The sequence below is a fragment of the Brevibacterium limosum genome, assembly GCF_011617705.1.
Lineage (GTDB): Bacteria > Actinomycetota > Actinomycetes > Actinomycetales > Brevibacteriaceae > Brevibacterium > Brevibacterium limosum.
Genome location: NZ_CP050154.1, coordinates 3,872,897 through 3,889,098, shown reverse-complemented (window position 1 = coordinate 3,889,098; position 16,202 = coordinate 3,872,897). Strand labels below are relative to the sequence as shown.

At 65.6% G+C, this 16,202-nt stretch carries 11 protein-coding genes; 6 read left to right on the top strand and 5 right to left on the bottom strand.

Annotated features, from left to right (window positions below; all coding sequences use genetic code 11):
• The first annotated feature begins 147 nt into the window (after positions 1-147).
• The 6 genes from GUY37_RS17370 (at position 148) to GUY37_RS17345 (ending at position 8,505) form a co-directional block, all read left to right on the top strand.
• Positions 148-1,068: a LysR family transcriptional regulator gene (locus tag GUY37_RS17370; protein ID WP_166828269.1), complete on the top strand. Its 921-nt coding sequence runs from the start codon at positions 148-150 to the stop codon at positions 1,066-1,068.
• Positions 1,069-1,457: 389 nt separating this feature from the next.
• Positions 1,458-2,783: an MFS transporter gene (locus GUY37_RS17365; protein WP_228278239.1), complete on the top strand. Its 1,326-nt coding sequence runs from the start codon at positions 1,458-1,460 to the stop codon at positions 2,781-2,783.
• Between the two features lie 69 nt (positions 2,784-2,852).
• Positions 2,853-4,178: a M20 family metallo-hydrolase gene (locus GUY37_RS17360; RefSeq protein WP_166828266.1), complete on the top strand. Its 1,326-nt coding sequence runs from the start codon at positions 2,853-2,855 to the stop codon at positions 4,176-4,178.
• A complete protein-coding gene (locus tag GUY37_RS17355; RefSeq protein WP_166828263.1) occupies positions 4,175-5,749 on the top strand; it encodes an amidase in 1,575 nt (524 codons plus the stop codon). The genes GUY37_RS17360 and GUY37_RS17355 overlap by 4 nt, the downstream gene beginning before the upstream one ends.
• Positions 5,750-5,839: 90 nt before the next feature.
• The gene (locus tag GUY37_RS17350) at positions 5,840-7,180 is read left to right on the top strand and encodes an MFS transporter (RefSeq protein ID WP_208094715.1); all 1,341 of its coding nucleotides are present in this window, start codon (positions 5,840-5,842) and stop codon (positions 7,178-7,180) included.
• 14 nt (positions 7,181-7,194) lie between these two features.
• Positions 7,195-8,505, top strand: a complete 1,311-nt coding sequence (locus GUY37_RS17345; RefSeq protein ID WP_166828261.1) for an amidase — start codon at positions 7,195-7,197, stop codon at positions 8,503-8,505.
• 200 nt (positions 8,506-8,705) lie between these two features.
• On the opposite strand, the gene GUY37_RS17340 is transcribed toward GUY37_RS17345, so the two are convergent.
• The 5 genes from GUY37_RS17340 to GUY37_RS17320 all read right to left on the bottom strand — a co-directional run bounded on the left by GUY37_RS17340 (position 8,706) and on the right by GUY37_RS17320 (position 16,116).
• The gene (locus tag GUY37_RS17340) at positions 8,706-10,172 is read right to left on the bottom strand and encodes a lipase family protein (RefSeq protein ID WP_166828258.1); all 1,467 of its coding nucleotides are present in this window, start codon (positions 10,170-10,172) and stop codon (positions 8,706-8,708) included.
• 407 nt (positions 10,173-10,579) lie between these two features.
• Positions 10,580-12,010, bottom strand: coding sequence for a purine-cytosine permease family protein (locus tag GUY37_RS17335; RefSeq protein WP_166828255.1), 1,431 nt, complete (start codon positions 12,008-12,010; stop codon positions 10,580-10,582).
• A gap of 284 nt (positions 12,011-12,294) precedes the next feature.
• On the bottom strand, positions 12,295-13,434 hold the full coding sequence (locus GUY37_RS17330; protein WP_166828252.1) for an acyl-CoA dehydrogenase family protein: 1,140 nt from the start codon (positions 13,432-13,434) through the stop codon (positions 12,295-12,297).
• Between the two features lie 114 nt (positions 13,435-13,548).
• Positions 13,549-14,691: a CaiB/BaiF CoA transferase family protein gene (locus GUY37_RS17325; protein ID WP_208094714.1), complete on the bottom strand. Its 1,143-nt coding sequence runs from the start codon at positions 14,689-14,691 to the stop codon at positions 13,549-13,551.
• 201 nt (positions 14,692-14,892) lie between these two features.
• A complete protein-coding gene (locus tag GUY37_RS17320; protein ID WP_166828246.1) occupies positions 14,893-16,116 on the bottom strand; it encodes an acetyl-CoA C-acetyltransferase in 1,224 nt (407 codons plus the stop codon).
• Between the last annotated feature and the right edge of the window lie 86 nt (positions 16,117-16,202).

Sequence of the window (16,202 nt, the reverse complement as noted above, 5' to 3'; positions counted from 1 at the left end):
GCACTGACATGGAGCGGTGCCGATTGAGCCGGAGAGCGGATTCTCTGCGGCGGAGCGGCCCCGGTAGGGCCTCCTCGTCTCGGCGGGACCGCCTCGGCGGGGTTGCGTCTGAATGCAGGGTCATTGTGGGTGGGAAGATGAGGAGCTATGGGACTCGATTTCACACTCGTGCAGCTGCGGTACTTCCAGGAGGTCGCCCGGCGGGAGAATATGACCGAGGCGGCGAAGCAGCTCAACGTCACACAGTCGGCGATTTCGACGGCGATGGCTCAGCTCGAGCGGTCGATCGGACTGGACCTGTTCATCCGGCAGAGGAACCGGTCTGTCGTGCTCTCTCCGGCAGGGAAGCGCTTCCTTGCCGAAGTGACCGGCTTCCTCGAGGCCTCTGACGCGCTCGGCGAGACCGCGCAGGGGCTGTCCCGGTCTCTGAGTGGGAGTCTGACCGTCGGCGTGTTCTCGCCGATTGCGCCGACTCGGCTGCCGCTGATCCACGACGAGTTCGCAAAGCGGTTCCCGGAGGTGCAGGTGACGTACCTCGAGGCCGATCTGGAGGACCTGCAGAAAGCCGTCGCGGCAGGCGATTGCGATCTGGCGCTGACGTACATGCTCGGTCCGACGGGCCGATTCGACACCTTCCTTCTCGACGTCGTCGAACCTCACGTTCTGGTGTCCCGCGATCATCGCTTTGCCAGGGGTGGGAAGCCGAAGCCGGTGCACCTGCGTGAGCTTGCCGCAGAAGACTACATTCAACTCGATCTGCCGTTCACCAGGCAGTACTACGACGAGCTGTTCCGCATCGCCGGGGTTGTGCCGAAGATTCGGCACTCGTTCTCCGGCTATGAGACGTTGCGGTCGTTCGTGGCGATGGGGCACGGGTACTCGCTGCTGAGCCAAAGCGTGTCATCGGGAACCTATATCGGTCTGCAGACGGTCGATGTTCCCCTGCTCGACGACTTCCCGAGCATCGATCTTGCCGTGATCTGGCCCAATGGCGTGCGTTTGAGCCGGCGCGGGAGAGCCTTCTGTGAAGTCAGCAGAGAGGTGCTGGGTGCTGCTTCGAAAGGGTGATGCCTCGGAATTGACCTGTATGTGCGGTCCGTCGAAGCGGTAGGCGCGGGTTGTCTGAACGGCAGGCGCGAAGGCCCTGAGCGGCAAGCGCGGCGTTCCTGAGCGGCAAGCGCGAAGGCCCTGAGCGGCGACCGCGTCGTTCCTGAGCGGCAGACGCGGAACGGAAGACAGCCTGAGCCTCTGCCATGGATTCATTTGATGACAATGTTAGAAAGTATCTGTTGGACCGATCCCGATTCGCTGATGAGAATGAATGGCAAGCATCACTGGGACAGACAGTGATGCATCCGCCCACCAGGGTGACACGCTCACCAAAGTGACAGTCCCACCAGGGTGACAGGCCCACCAGGACGACAGACCCGAGAGGGTGACAGAGCAAAGGAGCTTTGATGTCCACTCCCATCACCGGCCAGGACCACGCGCCGGCAGCCGACGGTCACGGCCGATCGACGAAGATGCAGCGGAAGGTGCTTCTCGGCGGCAGCATCGGCCAGTTCGTCGAGTTCTACGACTTCACGCTCTACGGGCTCTCGGCCGTCATCCTGTCCGAATACTTCTTCCCCGACGGCGACCGGATCACCGGTCTGCTGGTCATCTTCGCGACCTTCGGCGTCGCCTTCGTCATGCGCCCCCTCGGCGGACTGTTCTTCGGAGCTCTCGGTGACAAAGTGGGCAGGCGCCAGACTCTGACCATCACGATCTTCCTCGTCGGAGCCTGCACCGCACTCATCGGCATCCTCCCCGGGTTCGACACGATCGGCTGGTTCGCCCCGATCCTGCTCATCCTCGCCCGACTCGGCCAGGGCTTCTCCGCAGGCGGCGAATCCGTGGGCGGGCCCTCATTCGTCTACGAACACGCCCCCGTGACCAAGCGCGGACTGTGGATCAACATCACTCTGGCCGCGACCGCTCTGCCCTCGGTCTTCGCCGGCGGCCTCATACTCCTGCTGTCGACCGTGATGAGCGACGCTGCCTTCGACTCATGGGGCTGGCGTGTTCCGTTCCTTCTGGCACTGCCGCTGTCGGCGGTCGGTCTGTGGATCCGGACGAAGACCGACGAGTCCGAGCTGTTCAAGAAGACAGCCGCCGAACGGCCCAAGGAATTCAGCCCGATCCGCGACTCCTTCCGCGAGAACTGGGTCGGCATGCTCCAGGTCTTCTTCGTCCTCGGCGTCACCGCGCTCGGCTTCTACATGCTCTCGGCCTACTTCGTCACCTACATCCAGACCACCGGCGACCTCAGCCGCGAACAGTCGCTGCTGACCAACGCGATCGCCATGGCCAGCTACACGATCTTCCTGCCCATCGCCGGCCACCTCGGTGACCGGTTCGGACGTCGGCCCATGCTCATCGCGGGTGCGATTCTGCTCGCGGTCACCTCGGTGCCGGCATTCGGGCTTGTGACCAGCGGACACATGGGGCTGGCATTCCTCGGGCAGACGATCTTCGTCCTCGCGCTCTGCTGCTACGGCGGAGGCTGCTACACCTTCTTCTGTGAGCGCTTTTCGACGAAGACGCGATTCACCTCGGCGGCCATCAGCTACAACATCTCCTACGCGGTGCTCGGCGGAACCGCGCCATTCGTGGGCACGTGGCTCGTCGACATCACCGGCGTCAACACCGCACCCGGCTACTACATGGCTGCGGCCGCAGCCGTGTGCCTCGTCCTCATCTTCGTCACCCGTCTGCCCGAGACCCGCGGCAGGCTGGGGTGAGTGCGCGATGACAGCAGAGGCCGCCGCCAGCCTATCCACACCCAACCCACCAGAGAGAAGCGATCAGCAATGAACCATCAGGCAGCCCCGTCTTCCGACGCAGCCCCGTCTTCCGACGCAGCCTTCCTCACCGACTTCCACTTCGTCGCCACCATCGGCGCCACGGACAACAACGGCGTCGACCGTCAGGCGCTGACTCCGGAGGACAAGCAGACGCGCGACTGGATGCGCGGCTGGGCGACCGACAAGGGCTTCGACGTGCGCGTGGACGCCATCGGGAATATGTTCGCGTGCCTCGAGTTCGTTCCCGGCGCCCCTTACGTCCTCATCGGCTCTCACCTTGACTCACAGCCGTTCGGCGGCCGTTTCGACGGCGCCTACGGCGTCATCGCCGCCCTGTTCGCGGCCCTGCGTGTGAAAGAGGAGCTCGCCGAATCCGGGCTCCCACCCACCTTCAACCTCGCTGTCGTCAACTGGTTCAACGAAGAGGGCGGCCGCTTCGCCCCGTCGATCATGGGCAGCTCCGTCTACGCCGGACTCTTCGACCTCGACGAGATGCTCGCCGTCACCGACCTTGAGGGCACCTCCGTCGCCGAGGCGCTGGACGCCATCGGCTACGCCGGCACCGACGCCCCGCCCGAGGCGATCTCCTACGCCGAGATCCATATCGAACAGGGCCGCATCCTCGAGCGTGAAGTCACGGACATCGGCGTCGTCGAATCCAGCTGGTACACGCAGAAGCTCGACATCGACGTCCTCGGCGAACAGTCCCACACCGGCGCCACAGCCATGGCCGATCGTCACGATGCGCTCGTCGCGGCCGCGAAGGTCGTCCTCGCCGTCGCCGAGGTGGTGAACGAGTTCGAGGAAGAAGCCCTCGTCTCTTCGGTCGGCCAGCACGTCGTCGAACCGAACTCGCCGATCGTCGTGCCCCGCCGCGTCCACATGGTCGCCGACCTCCGCTCCTCCGACCCAGCCATCGTCAAGGCAGCCAGAGACTCCTTGAAATCGCAGATCGCTGAGATCGCCCGCGCCCACGACATCACCATCAACGTCGAGGACTTCGACATCCGCGACAAGCGCCAGTTCCCGAGCGAAGGCGTCGAACTCGCCGAGAAGGCCGTCGCCAACGAAGGCCTGAGCATCCGCCGCCTCGAGACGATGGCCGGTCACGATTCCGTAGCGATGAATCACCGTGTGCCCGCCGTGATGATGTTCGTGCCCAGCGTCGACGGCGTCTCCCACTGCGAACGCGAGTTCACCACCGATGAGGACATGCTTCGCGGTGTCCGCGTGCTCACGTCCGTGGCCGGCGAACTCGTCCGCGGTGAGCTCGCCGATGTCCGTGACGGCGCCGTGTGGGTCGGTTCGTCCGTTGCCGAGGTGCGCGCATGAACACCGACACCCCGCGCCCCGGCACCGCCAATCCAACCGGGCCAGCCACCCCACCGAGCCACGCGACCGAACCCTGGACCCTGTCCGCCACCGAGGCGCTCGCCGCCTTCCGGTCCAAGGAGCTGTCGCCGGTCGACTACCTGACCTCTCTCCTCGGCCGCATCACGTCCGAAGATGAGCGCATCAATGCGGTCACGGAAGTCATCGAGGAGGCGGTCACCTCGGCGCGGGAGGCGGAGGACTTCTACGCGAACGCCACGAGCGATGACCTCGCCGAGGCGGCCGCCACCCGGCCCTTGCTCGGACTTCCCGTGATCGCCAAGGAGAAGCACGCCCTGGCCGGGCGCGGGCTGACCCAGGGTCTCCTCCACGAACGCGACACCGTCGCGACAGCCGACGCCGCGATCATCGGACGCATCCGCGCCGCCGGCGGGTACGTCCATGCCAGAGCGACCTCTCCGGAGTTCAGCTGCGCGACGATCACGCATTCGCCGATGTGGGGAGTCACCCGCAATCCCTGGAACCTCGAGCTCTCACCGGGCGGGTCCTCGGGCGGATCGGGTGCCGCGCTCGCCGCCGGTTTCGCGTCCCTGGCCACCGCCTCGGACATCGCCGGCTCGACGCGGCTGCCCGCAGCGTTCACCGGAACCGTCGGGTTCAAGGCACCCTACGGCCGCATCCCCGGCGTCCAGCCCCTGGCCGCGGACTGGTACCGCGGCGATGGGCCGATGGCCCGCTCCGTCGCCGACACCGCCCTGCTCGCCCGGGTGATGGTCGGAGTCGATGCCAGCGATCACGCGACGATCGCCTCGCCCGGATTCCTCGATGACTTCGACCCCGCCGAGGCGGCCGACCGGCTCCGCGGACGCAGGGTCGCGCTGTGCGTGCGCTTGGGGGACTTCCCCGTCGGGAAGGACATCGAAGCGAACACCCGCGCGATCGCCTCGGCGCTGGAGTCGGCGGGCGCGGAAGTCGAGGAGATCGAACTGCCGTGGACATACGAGCGGATCTTCGAGACCGCGTTCACGCACTTCGGGTACCTGCTCGCCCCCGCCATGCGCGCGGCCACCCGCGGCCACGAGGACACTCTGGCCGACTACACGCTGCGGTTCATGGCCGACACCGAGGCGGTCGCCTCCCGTCGTTCCTTCTATGACGGTCTCGCCATGGAAGCGCAGATCCAGGCGGAGCTCGCCGCAGCGATGGACGGATTCGATGTGCTGCTAGCCCCCACCTCGGCGGTGGCGGGATTGGAAGCCGGAGCCAGCTATCTCGACGGGATCACGGTCGGTGGCGACGGAGTCGGTCGCGAGGGCGCAGGTGACGGTGCAGTCGCTGCCACTGGTGGGACGGCTGGTGTGCGCCTCGATCACTACTGGCAGGCGCACATGACGATGCCGTTCAACATCTGCAACCGGGTGCCGATCGTGGGCGTGCCCTCCGGGATGGCCGACTGCGGCATCCCCACCGGCGTCCAGGTCATCGCCCACCCGTTTGACGACGGCACTGCCTTCGACGTCGCCGCCGCGATCGAGGCACTGCGTCCGTGGACGGGGCTCGCGCCAATGTGACACCGAGGGCAGGTGACGCCCAGACCAGAGGCGGCAAGGCCATTCGATTCCTATAGAAACTGACAAATCACTCAGCACGAAGGACCAACATTGACGTCTGATCCACATGGCACGAGCCCACAGAGTGCGACCCGTAAGGGTGCTCTGACCAGTCCCGCGGGCGGCGCAAGCACCAACCCTGGAAAGGTTGCATTCGCCAGCTTCATCGGCACTACCGTCGAGTGGTATGACTATTTCCTCTTCGGCACCGCAGCCGTGCTCGTGCTCAATGAGCAGTTCTTCCCCTCGCTCGACCCTGTCGCCGGTCAGCTAGCTTCGCTCAGCACCTTCGCAGTCGCCTTCGTCGCACGGCCCCTGGGCGGCGTGATCTTCGGGCACTTCGGTGACCGACTCAGCCGCAAATCCATGCTCGTGCTGTCCTTGCTGATGATGGGTGTGGCGACCTTCGCCATCGGCTTGCTGCCCGGCTACGCCACGATAGGTGTCGCCGCACCCGTCCTTCTCGTGCTCCTGCGGGTGGTCCAGGGCTTCGGTGTCGGAGGGGAATGGGGAGGCGCGGTTCTCATGGCCGTCGAACATGCCCCTCCGCATAAGAAGGCGTTCTACGGAGCCTGGCCGCAGGCGGGTGTGCCAGCTGGGTCAGTCCTCTCGAGCCTCGTGTTCTTTCTCGTCCAGCTCATGCCCAATGACCAGTTCATGTCCTGGGGCTGGCGCATCCCGTTCCTCATTTCCGCCGTGCTCGTTCTCATCGGCCTCTTCATTCGCCTGCGCCTGACCGAATCTCCGGAACTGAATGAGGTCAAGGAAGAGAAGAAGGTCGCCGGTCTGCCGTTCATCGAACTCTTCAAAGCCTCGAAGAAGTCGCTGCTCATCGGCGTCTTCTGCCTCGTCGGCTCGAACACCCTCTTCTATATCGCGAGCGTCTACCTTCTGTCCTATGCTCCAGAGGCCACCGGGTTGACTCGCGGTGAGGTGCTGCTGGCGATTGCTATCGGTGCCTCTTTCGATGTCATCGCCATCCCTCTCGTGGCGATCTTCGCCGACCGGCACGGCAAGCGCACCATGATGCTCATCGGCAGCCTCGTTACCGCGATCGCAGCAATCCCGATCTTCTGGGCGATCAATACCGGGACGTTCCTCGGTGCCGTGCTGGCCATGATCATCGCGTTTCCGGTCGCACATTCGATTGTCTATGCGACGTCCTCGGGCTTCATCTCCGGACTCTTCGACCCGCAGGTCCGCTATACCGGCGCATCGATCTCCTACCAAATCGGCGGTCTGATCTCCTCAGCTCCGGCACCGATGATCTCCGTGCTGCTGTTCACGACGTTCCAGTCGTGGGTGCCAGTGGCCCTGTACCTCGTTGCGGCTAACCTGTTGGCAGGGGTCTTTGTCTTCTTCGACGACAGAAATCGTTCCATAGCCAAATGAGAAGGAGCAGGCAGATGATCGACGGGCAGTCGCAGCCGACGGATGGACAGGTTCAGCCGATGGGCCGGCAGGCTCATCGGATGGATGCGCACACCCTCGCCGAGGTGGAGCGTGCCGGTGCGCAGTTCAACGCCGTCACAGCGATGACCGTTGACCGCGCCGAAGCAGTCGACGCCGAGTCGTCCGAGCGTCGGGACTCCGGCCAGCCGCCTCGGCGGCTCGAAGGGATCCCGTTCGCGATCAAGGACGTCATCGACCTCGTCGGATATCCGACGACGATGGGATCGGACGTGCGCAGCGATAAGTCGGCGGCAGCCTCGGCGACGGTCGTGACCCGACTCGAGGAAGCGGGTGCGATCCCGGTCGCGAAGACGAACTGCCAGGAGTACTCGTACGGGATCCTCGGTGACGAATCCGCATTCGGCCGCGTCGTCAATACCGTCGATCCGGCGTTGTGCACCGCCGGGTCGAGCTCGGGTTCGGCCGCACTCGTCGCTGCCGGCGCTGTGCCGTTGGCGCTGGGCACGGACACGGCCGGATCCGTGCGTGTCCCCGCCGCCTGCCAGGGCGTGTTCGGGTTCAAACCGAGCTTCGGCGTCGTGCCCGTCGACGGGGTGTTCCCGCTTTCGCCTGCCTTCGACACCGTCGGACTGTTTGCTTCCGACCTCGGCCTGCTGACCACGGCGTTCGAGGTGATCAGGGAAGACGATTCCGGCGAGGCCACCGGTTCGAGTGCGGCGTCCTTCCCCGCGGGCAGCGGCGAACGGACGATCGATGTCAGTCTCTTCGCCGATGAGGACGACCGGGCGAGAGACCTGCTCATGACGGTCCCGGACCTCACGATCACCTCGGCGAACGGGCCGGGCTTGGTCGAACTCCTCGACGACCTTGCACCGATCTACGACTTCATCCGCCTCTACGAGGCATTCGATGTGCATCGGGAGCTCTTCGCCGAGCACGCCGCGAACTATCAGCCCGGGGTGGCGAAGAAGATCGAAGCCGGCCTGGGCCTCGGCGAGGCCGAATATCGGATGCAGCTGAAGGCGCTCGCCGAACTGCGGGAACGGGCGCTCACGGTGTTCGATGCCGCCGATTTCCTGCTCACTCCAGCCATCGACGGACCCGTGATCCGCTGGGACGAGATCGCCGCGGATTCGGCTGCGAAGTTCATGCGCTATTCGATGCCGTTCAACGTCCTCGGCTGGCCGGCGCTGACGATCCCGCTGCCCGGGGCCGGAACGTCGGAAGGGCCGCAGGCCGTGCAGCTGGTCGGACGTCCCGGCGGTGACCGCGAACTCCTCGCCTTCGCCTCTCGGCTGGGATGAGCGGCCTCGACGAGACCGAGCTCTTATCATCGCCACGCTCGTGTCGATGATCCAGTCGTACGTGCTGTGGGCTGCGCGAACGTGAGGTGAATGTCGCCGAGGCGGCCCACCCTGGTGGGATGGACCGCCTCGGTGGGATGGACCGCCTCGGTGAGGTCGGGCCGCCTCGGTGGGGTGGGCCGCCTCGGCGAGGTGGGAGGTCACAGCCTCCAGCAGCTGTCGAGCGGAGCCTTGCCGGCGAAGGTGCGACTGGTGAAGGTTTCGACGCGAGGCAGCGCAGCGATGTAGCCGCCGATGTGAGTGGGGCCGAGATTGTCCTCGAACGCCACCTTGTGACCGGCGCGGCACCAGGTCGCGGCGAGCTCCTTGCCCTGTTCGAACGGAATGACGTCATCGAGGCGGCTGTGGTTGACCAGCAGCGGGACATCGGGCACGGGAGCCTCGCCCAAGCGCTGCCTGTCCGCGATGTCCAGGAACCGCTCATCGATGATCTCCTGGAGGGTCCGGCCGTCCTTCGTCAGCGACTGCGAATCCGTGAACGCAGTCGAGAGCAGCGCCTCGACGGTGCACTTATTCGACGTTTCGGCCACCGTCTTCTGCCCCTTCTCGTTGAGGAATTCGGACAGATCGATGTCGGCCTGATCGGCGAACCCGGCGACACCGTACAGCGCGAATGCCGTATAGACGCTCGAGAGCTCGGACACGGTCTTGTACAGGTCCGTGGGAACGGCGCCCGCCGAGGCGGAGGCGATGTTGAGCTCGGGTGCCCATTCCTTCTGCAGTTCCAGGGCCGCGGTCGTGGCGTGGCCGCCCTGCGAGTATCCGCGCAGCTGGAGCTGAGTCTCCTCGTCGACGTCGCTGCCGTCGACCTGCTGGACGGCGCGCGCCGCATCAAGGACCGAACGCCCTTCTTCGACACGATTGACGAAGTGGTGGGTGCCTTCGGTGCCGAGGCCCATGTAGTCGACGACGACAACGGGATGCTTCGCGGCCAAGGCCGAGGCGATGGAGATGCCCTCGTACTCGGTGCCCATGCCCATCTGACGGCTGGGAGCGCACTTATCGGCAATCCCCTGGGTCCCGGGCGAGAGGACGACGGCGTCATCGGCGTGGCCGCTCGCGCCCTTCGGAGTGAGCAGGGTGGCGGTGGCGGCTCGGGCCTGGCCCTTCTCATCGGTGGTTTTGTACATGAAGACCGTCGACTTCGCGTCATGCTTGATGAGTTTGACGGGATCGAGGTAGAACTCCGAATCGGCTTGCTTGAGCACTGCGCCGTCTTCGCTCGGCAGCGAGTTCGGAGTCTGATAGAAGTCCTCGGGGACTCCGGACACGGGCAGGTCCTCCTGCGCGGCGGCGTATTCGACGTCGGCTGTGGTGAGCTCATCGGACTTCTCGACGGCCTTCTGCGCCCGTTCGACGCTGACGCCTTCGGGAACGCTGCTGCGGTCGAGTGAGCTCGGATCCTCAGCTGCGCGGTCTTCGATGAGCTGTTCGGCTTCGGACTCGGTCTGCGGGACCAGGTCGGCGGCATTCGCGGGAGCTGCGGGGGCGCCCAGGGCGAGCGCGAGGCTGGTCAGCGTTGCGGCTCCGACCACGGCGGTCAGACGTCTGCGGCGCCGCAGTGTGCCCTCGTGAGTGAGTGCGGATTCATAGGCGGTTGTGCGCATAGGCGGTTGTCCTGTTCAGTCGTGGAACTCTGCGTTGAGGTCGTACGGTTGAGCGGAGTTGAGCCTCGGGACAGGGGTGTCGTCGTCGAAGCCACCCGAAGTGCGGTGCCCGATCCGTGACGGGCGTCACCCACATTACTGGATAGTAGAACCGAACGGTAGTTAAGGAGCGAACTCTGTTCTGCGTCGATTCAAGCGCTGGTGACGCGGACGGCTATTCAGGCGAAATAGACGACTATTCAGGCGAAGTGGACGACTGTTCAGGCGAAGCGGGAACAGCAACCTTGGCGATCACGATCTCCCTGGGATCGCCCCGGCACGACAGCGGCCGCCGGTCGACAGCCTGGTGCGCTGCCGACCGACGGCCGAATCGCCAGCCCGTCCGCAAATGACGAGCCGCAGAGTCTCTACTTCCGCTCGAGCTCCTCGAGGCTCGGGTAGATCGTCTCCTTCGGGGCGACCCCGTGATTGCGGATGAGGACGAAGTAGAGGACGAAGGTGACGACGATGCCCACGAGCCACGAGATGTCAGCGCCGCCGAGCTTCGCGACCAGCGGGCCGGTGTAGAAGGACTGAGCGAGGAACGGGATCTGGATGACGATACCGACTCCGTAGGCCACCAGCGCGCGCCAGTTCCATGCGCCGTAGCGGCCGGCCCGGTGGTAGAACGCGGGGATGTCGAACCGGTCCTTCGAGATCAGGTAGTAGTCGGTGAGGTTGATGACGCTCCAGGGCGTGAACACCATGAGCAGCGCGAGCACGAAGTTCTTGAAGTTCGCGAGGAAGTCCGCCGATGCCAGCAGCGCCACGAGCACGGTGAGGGTGACGATGCCGACGACGAAGACCGCACGGGTCCAACGGCGGATCGTCGCCCGGTTGCCGAAGGAGGTGAGGATCGTCAGCGTGCACATGAACGCGCCGTAGGCGTTGAGCGTGTTGACGGTGAGCTTGCCCAGCAGGATGACGATGAAGATGAGGAGTGCGAACAGGCCCCCGCCGACGATGTCGCCGACATAGGCGACCTGGTTCTCGACGAAGAGGTTGCCCGACTCCGTCATGGCGGCGGCGCCAATGAGCGCACCGAGGGTCATCGACCACTGCGAACCGATGACCGATCCGCCGAAGGTGAACCAGAAGGTCTTCGACGACGGGGTCGAGCGCGGTAGGTAGCGCGAGTAGTCGGCGACATACGGCCCATAGGTCAGCTGCCAGCCCACGGACAGCGCGATTGCGGACAGGAAGGCCGGGAAGGCGAACGACGAGTTCGAGATCAGTCCGGGGACGTCGACCTGCGTGAGCACGCAGTAGGTGATGAAGAGGAACCCGAGCAGACCCGTCACCGAGGAGATCCGACCGAGCACGTGGATGTACTTGTATCCCAGCAGGGCCACCAGCGCGGTGAGCGCACCGAAGATGACGATGCCGATCCACGGAGTCTCGACGCCGATGATGAGGTTGACGGCCTGACCGGACAGCACCGCGCCGGTCGAGGCGAAGCCGATGTACATGAGCACGACGAGCACGAGTGGGATGATCGCGCCGATGATGCCGAACTGGGCGCGCGAGGAGATCATCTGCGGCAGACCCAGTTGCGGTCCCTGTGCCGAGTGCAGAGCCATGACGATGCCGCCGATGATGTTGCCGATGAGCAGGCCGACGATGGCCCACAGCGCATCGGCGCCGAAGACGACGGCCAGGGCCCCGTCGACGATGGCGGTGATCTGAGTGTTGGCGCCGAACCACAGGGTGAACTGGGAACGCGGTGTTCCGTGACGCTCGGCGTCAGGCACCATCTCGATGGACCGCTTCTCGATCCCCGAATTGGTCGTACCAGCCATGATCTTCTCCTTTGAACTGATGAACCTGGTTCAGTGTGCCACCGCTGAGCAACCCTGGACGAGGCCCGGATCACACTTTCTGCCCGAAATATCGGAATTGGGGCGCTGGTGCCTGGAGGACGCCATGATCTTCGGGCCGTACGCGGAGGGTTGAAGATTCCGCGGGAGAAGAGTGTCGATTGTGGCGTCGGAATTCAACAGTCAGTTCCCGCAGAATCGTGAGTCGTCGACATGCCGCCGAGGCAGTCCGAGGCCTCGGCGCCGTTGTCCTCGGCATCTGCCTCTCAGCGCGACAGGGAGCGCGCAATGATCGTGCGCTGGATCTCCGAGGAACCTTCGTAGATGCGGTAGATCCGGGCGTCGCGGACGTAGCGCTCGAGCGGGAAGTCGCGGGTGAAGCCGTAGCCGCCGTGGATCTGCAGTGCTTCGTCGGCGATGAACGCGGCGGCCTCGGAGGCGGCGAGCTTCGCCGTCGCCGACGACCGGGTGAAGTCCACTCCGGCGTCGCGCTGTTCGGCGGCGTCCATCGTCAGCAGCCACGCCGAGCGGTACTTCGTGTACATGTCCGCGAGCTTGAACGCGATGCCCTGCAGGCGGTTGAGCGGCTTGCCGCTGATCGTGCGCTCGCCCGCCCAATCCACGGCCGCGTCGAGGGCGGCCTTGCCGATCCCCAGACTCATCGCCGCCACCTCGATGCGGCCGCGGTCGAGCACCCGCATGGCCGTGGTGAAGCCCTCACCCTCGATGCCGAGGAGGGCGTCCTCGGGCACGACCGTGTCGATGACGAATTCGTAGACGGGGCTTCCGCGCAGACCCATCGTCTTCTCCGGGGGATTGAAGTCCAACCCCGACGACGCGGCCTTGGTGTCGACGATGAATGCGCTGATTCCCTTGTGGCCGGCGTCGACGTCGGTCTTCGCGTAGACGACGATGAAGTCCGCGAACCCGGCGTTCGTGATGAAGCACTTCGTGCCCTTGAGATGCCAGCCGCCGTCGACCCGGGTGGCTTTCGTCGACATCTCCGCAGGGTTCGAGCCGGCACCGGGTTCGGTGAGTCCGAACGAGCCGATGACCTCGCCGGCGGCGGCCCGCGGCAGCCACGCTACGCGCTGAGCGTCGGTGCCGCCGAGCAGGATCGAATCCGTGGCAAGGAACTGCGCGGTGACGATCGACGCGGTCGAGGCGCACGCCTCCGTCACGGAGGCGACCATCTGGCTCATCGCCACCGAACCGACTCCCGGCCCGCCGAACTTCTCGGGCAGGTTCAGTCCCATGACTCCCACCTCGGCGAGGGTCTGCAACGTCTCATCCGAGACGCATTCATTCGCGTCGGCGGCCGCGGCTTGTGGGACGAGGACGTCCTTGCTGATCTGGGCGACGGCATCGACGAATTCCTGTTCGTCGGCAGTGATGTCAAAGGCCATGAGTGCTCCTTGGAGGTGTCGTGGATGTGGGATGAGGCCGATCGGATCGCCGAGGCGGGCCGATCGTGGAGTGCGACCGGCCGCGGGGTGGGGCCGAGCCTTGCGGTCAGGCGCTCAGTCCGGGGATTCCGCCTCGGCGAAGTCGGCATTGTGCTCGCCGAGGCGGGGTGCCGGAAGCGTTGACGCGGGGCGGGTGCCGTCGACGAGGAGCGGATGGCCGAGATAGGCGTGCCCGGTGCGGGCATCGGCGGCTGTCAGCCCCCGGGCGGTGCCGAGCGGTCCGTCGACCGCCTCGGCGAAATCGAGGACGGGGGAGTTCGGGATTCCCGCGTCATCGAAGAGCTCGCACAGCTCGGCGACGGTGCGGCCGATGGTGAAGTCCTCGATCTCGGTGCGCAGTGACTCGTCGTTGGCCGAGCGCTGCCCGTCCGTGGCGAACCGCGGGTCGGTGGCGAGTCCGGGCTTGCCGAGGGTGCGGGCGAGAGCGCCGAAGAGCCGGTCGTTGGCCACGGCGATGACGAGGAGTCCGTCGGCGGCGCGGTAGGTGTCGAAAGGGGCCGAGACCGGGTGGCGGTTGCCGACTCGGGTCGGGCTGGTGCCGGCGGCGTGGATGGAGGCGTTTGTCGGCTGCATGGCGAGCATGACGTCGAGCATCGGAATGTCGATATGGGCGCCCTCGCCTGTGATCTGGCGGTGGAAGAGCGCCGTTGAGATGCCGAAGGCGGTGAAGACTCCCGCGGAGACGTCGGCGATGGATTCGCCGACGCGGGTGGGGGAGCCTTCGGGGAAGCCGGTCGAGGCCATGAGTCCGCTCAGCGCCTGGATGACGGTGTCGTAGGCGGGGCGTTTGGCCTGCTCCCCGACCTGGCCGAAGCCGGAGATCGACGCGTAAACGATATCGGGCTTGACGGCCTTGAGGTCCTCGTAGGACAGGCCGAGCTTCGCTGCGACACCCGGGCGGAAGTTCTCGACGACGACGTCGCATTCGGCGATGAGTTCGAGTAGGCGAGCGTGGTCCTCTGGGTCCTTGAGATCGGCCTCGATCGAGCGCTTTCCGCGGTTGAGTCCGGTGAAGTAAGTCGACCCGGATTCTGTGAAGGGTCCGAGATGTCGGGAATCGTCGCCGTGACCGGGCATCTCGATCTTGATGACCTCGGCACCCTGATCGGCGAGCATCGCCGTGGCGTAGGGACCGGCGAGGACGCGGGAGAAATCGGCGACTCGCACCCCGGTCAGCAGCTGCTTCGTTGCGTTCATGATCCTCATCCTCGGCGCTGACCAGGGCGAAGACAACGGGGTTGGCGAGGATTTCGTCCGAGGTGTCGGACTGTCACGGGTGCTGACGGGCGGTCCGTCGCTGGGGTGGCTTGAGTCGGTATGAAGGGCCGTCCGCGACAGATGCGGACGGCCCTTCACTCGGCCTGCGGTGAGCTGTGGGCCTCAGGCGAGGCCCTCCTGTCAGGCCACGCGTTCGAAGACGGCTGCCATGCCCTGACCGCCGCCGATGCACATGGTCTCGAGGCCGTAGCGCGATTCGCGGCGATCCATCTCGCGCAGCAGGGTGGCGAGGATGCGCCCACCGGTCGCGCCGACCGGGTGACCCAGGGAGATGCCCGAGCCGTTGACGTTGAGACGCTCGGCGAAGTCGGACTCGGACAGCTTCCATTCGGTCGTGCAGGCGAGCACCTGCGCCGCGAATGCCTCGTTGAGTTCGATGAGGTCGATCTCGCCGAGTTCGAGACCCGCTCGCTGCAGTGCCTTCGCGGTCGCCGGGACCGGACCGATGCCCATGGTCTTCGGCGGCACTCCGGCCACTGCCCAGCTGCGCATGCGGGCGAAGACCCGCAGGCCGAGCTCGGCGGCCTTGGACGCGGTGGTGACGATGCACAGAGCAGCGCCGTCGTTCTGGCCCGAGGCATTGCCGGCGGTCACCGTGGCCTCATCGTCGGACTTCCCGAGCATCGGCTTGAGCTTCGCGAGCTTCTCGACCGTCGATCCGGGACGGATGTGCTCGTCGGTCGTGATGACCTGTTCGGGAGTCTTCCGGGTGGCAGGCAGGGTGATCGGCACGATCTCATCGGCGAACTTCCCTTCTTCCGTCGCCGAGGCGGCCCGACGATGCGATTCAACGGCGTAGGCGTCCTGGTCCTCCCGCGAGATCTTGTACTCCCGACGCAGGTTCTCCGCGGTTTCGATCATTCCGCCGGGAACCGGGTAATCGTTGCCGCCGGCGGTGAGGCGGCCGCGGACGAGACCGTCCTTGAGCTCGATGTTGCCGCCCTTGACGCCCCAGCGGATCTCCTCGTTGAAGAACGGTGCGCGGCTCATCGACTCGACGCCGCCGGCAACGACGAGGTCGGCGAAGCCGGCTGAGATCATCGCGTGAGCGTCGGCGATCGCCTGCAGGCCGGAGCCGCAGCGACGGTCGACCTGGCGGCCGGGAACGGTGATCGGCAGTCCCGCATTGAGGGCGACGACGCGACCGATCGCCGGCGTCTCCATGTGCGGATAACAGTTGCCGAGGACGACATCTTCAATTGCCTCGCCCGGCAGGTTGGTCTTCTCCAGCAGGGCTGTGAGGACCTGTCGGCCGAGCTCCTCATGCGGAACGTCCTTGAACTGTCCGCCGAATCCGCCCACGGGGGAGCGGAGAGGTTCGCAGATGACGATGTCTTCGGACACAGTGTCTCCCTTTTGGTTGTGATCGAGCCGTCCTGCCGCGGCGGTGGGGCATCGATCCCTTCGGCATCACTGCCGAAGCTGATATC

Coding starts and splice junctions, on each gene's coding strand:
- GUY37_RS17370 (WP_166828269.1), top strand. CDS start 148: ATGGGACTCGATTTCACACTCGTGCAGCTGCGGTACTTCCAGGAGGTC.
- GUY37_RS17365 (WP_228278239.1), top strand. CDS start 1,458: ATGTCCACTCCCATCACCGGCCAGGACCACGCGCCGGCAGCCGACGGT.
- GUY37_RS17360 (WP_166828266.1), top strand. CDS start 2,853: ATGAACCATCAGGCAGCCCCGTCTTCCGACGCAGCCCCGTCTTCCGAC.
- GUY37_RS17355 (WP_166828263.1), top strand. CDS start 4,175: ATGAACACCGACACCCCGCGCCCCGGCACCGCCAATCCAACCGGGCCA.
- GUY37_RS17345 (WP_166828261.1), top strand. CDS start 7,195: ATGATCGACGGGCAGTCGCAGCCGACGGATGGACAGGTTCAGCCGATG.
- GUY37_RS17340 (WP_166828258.1), bottom strand. CDS start 10,172: ATGCGCACAACCGCCTATGAATCCGCACTCACTCACGAGGGCACACTG.
- GUY37_RS17335 (WP_166828255.1), bottom strand. CDS start 12,010: ATGGCTGGTACGACCAATTCGGGGATCGAGAAGCGGTCCATCGAGATG.
- GUY37_RS17330 (WP_166828252.1), bottom strand. CDS start 13,434: ATGGCCTTTGACATCACTGCCGACGAACAGGAATTCGTCGATGCCGTC.
- GUY37_RS17325 (WP_208094714.1), bottom strand. CDS start 14,691: ATGAACGCAACGAAGCAGCTGCTGACCGGGGTGCGAGTCGCCGATTTC.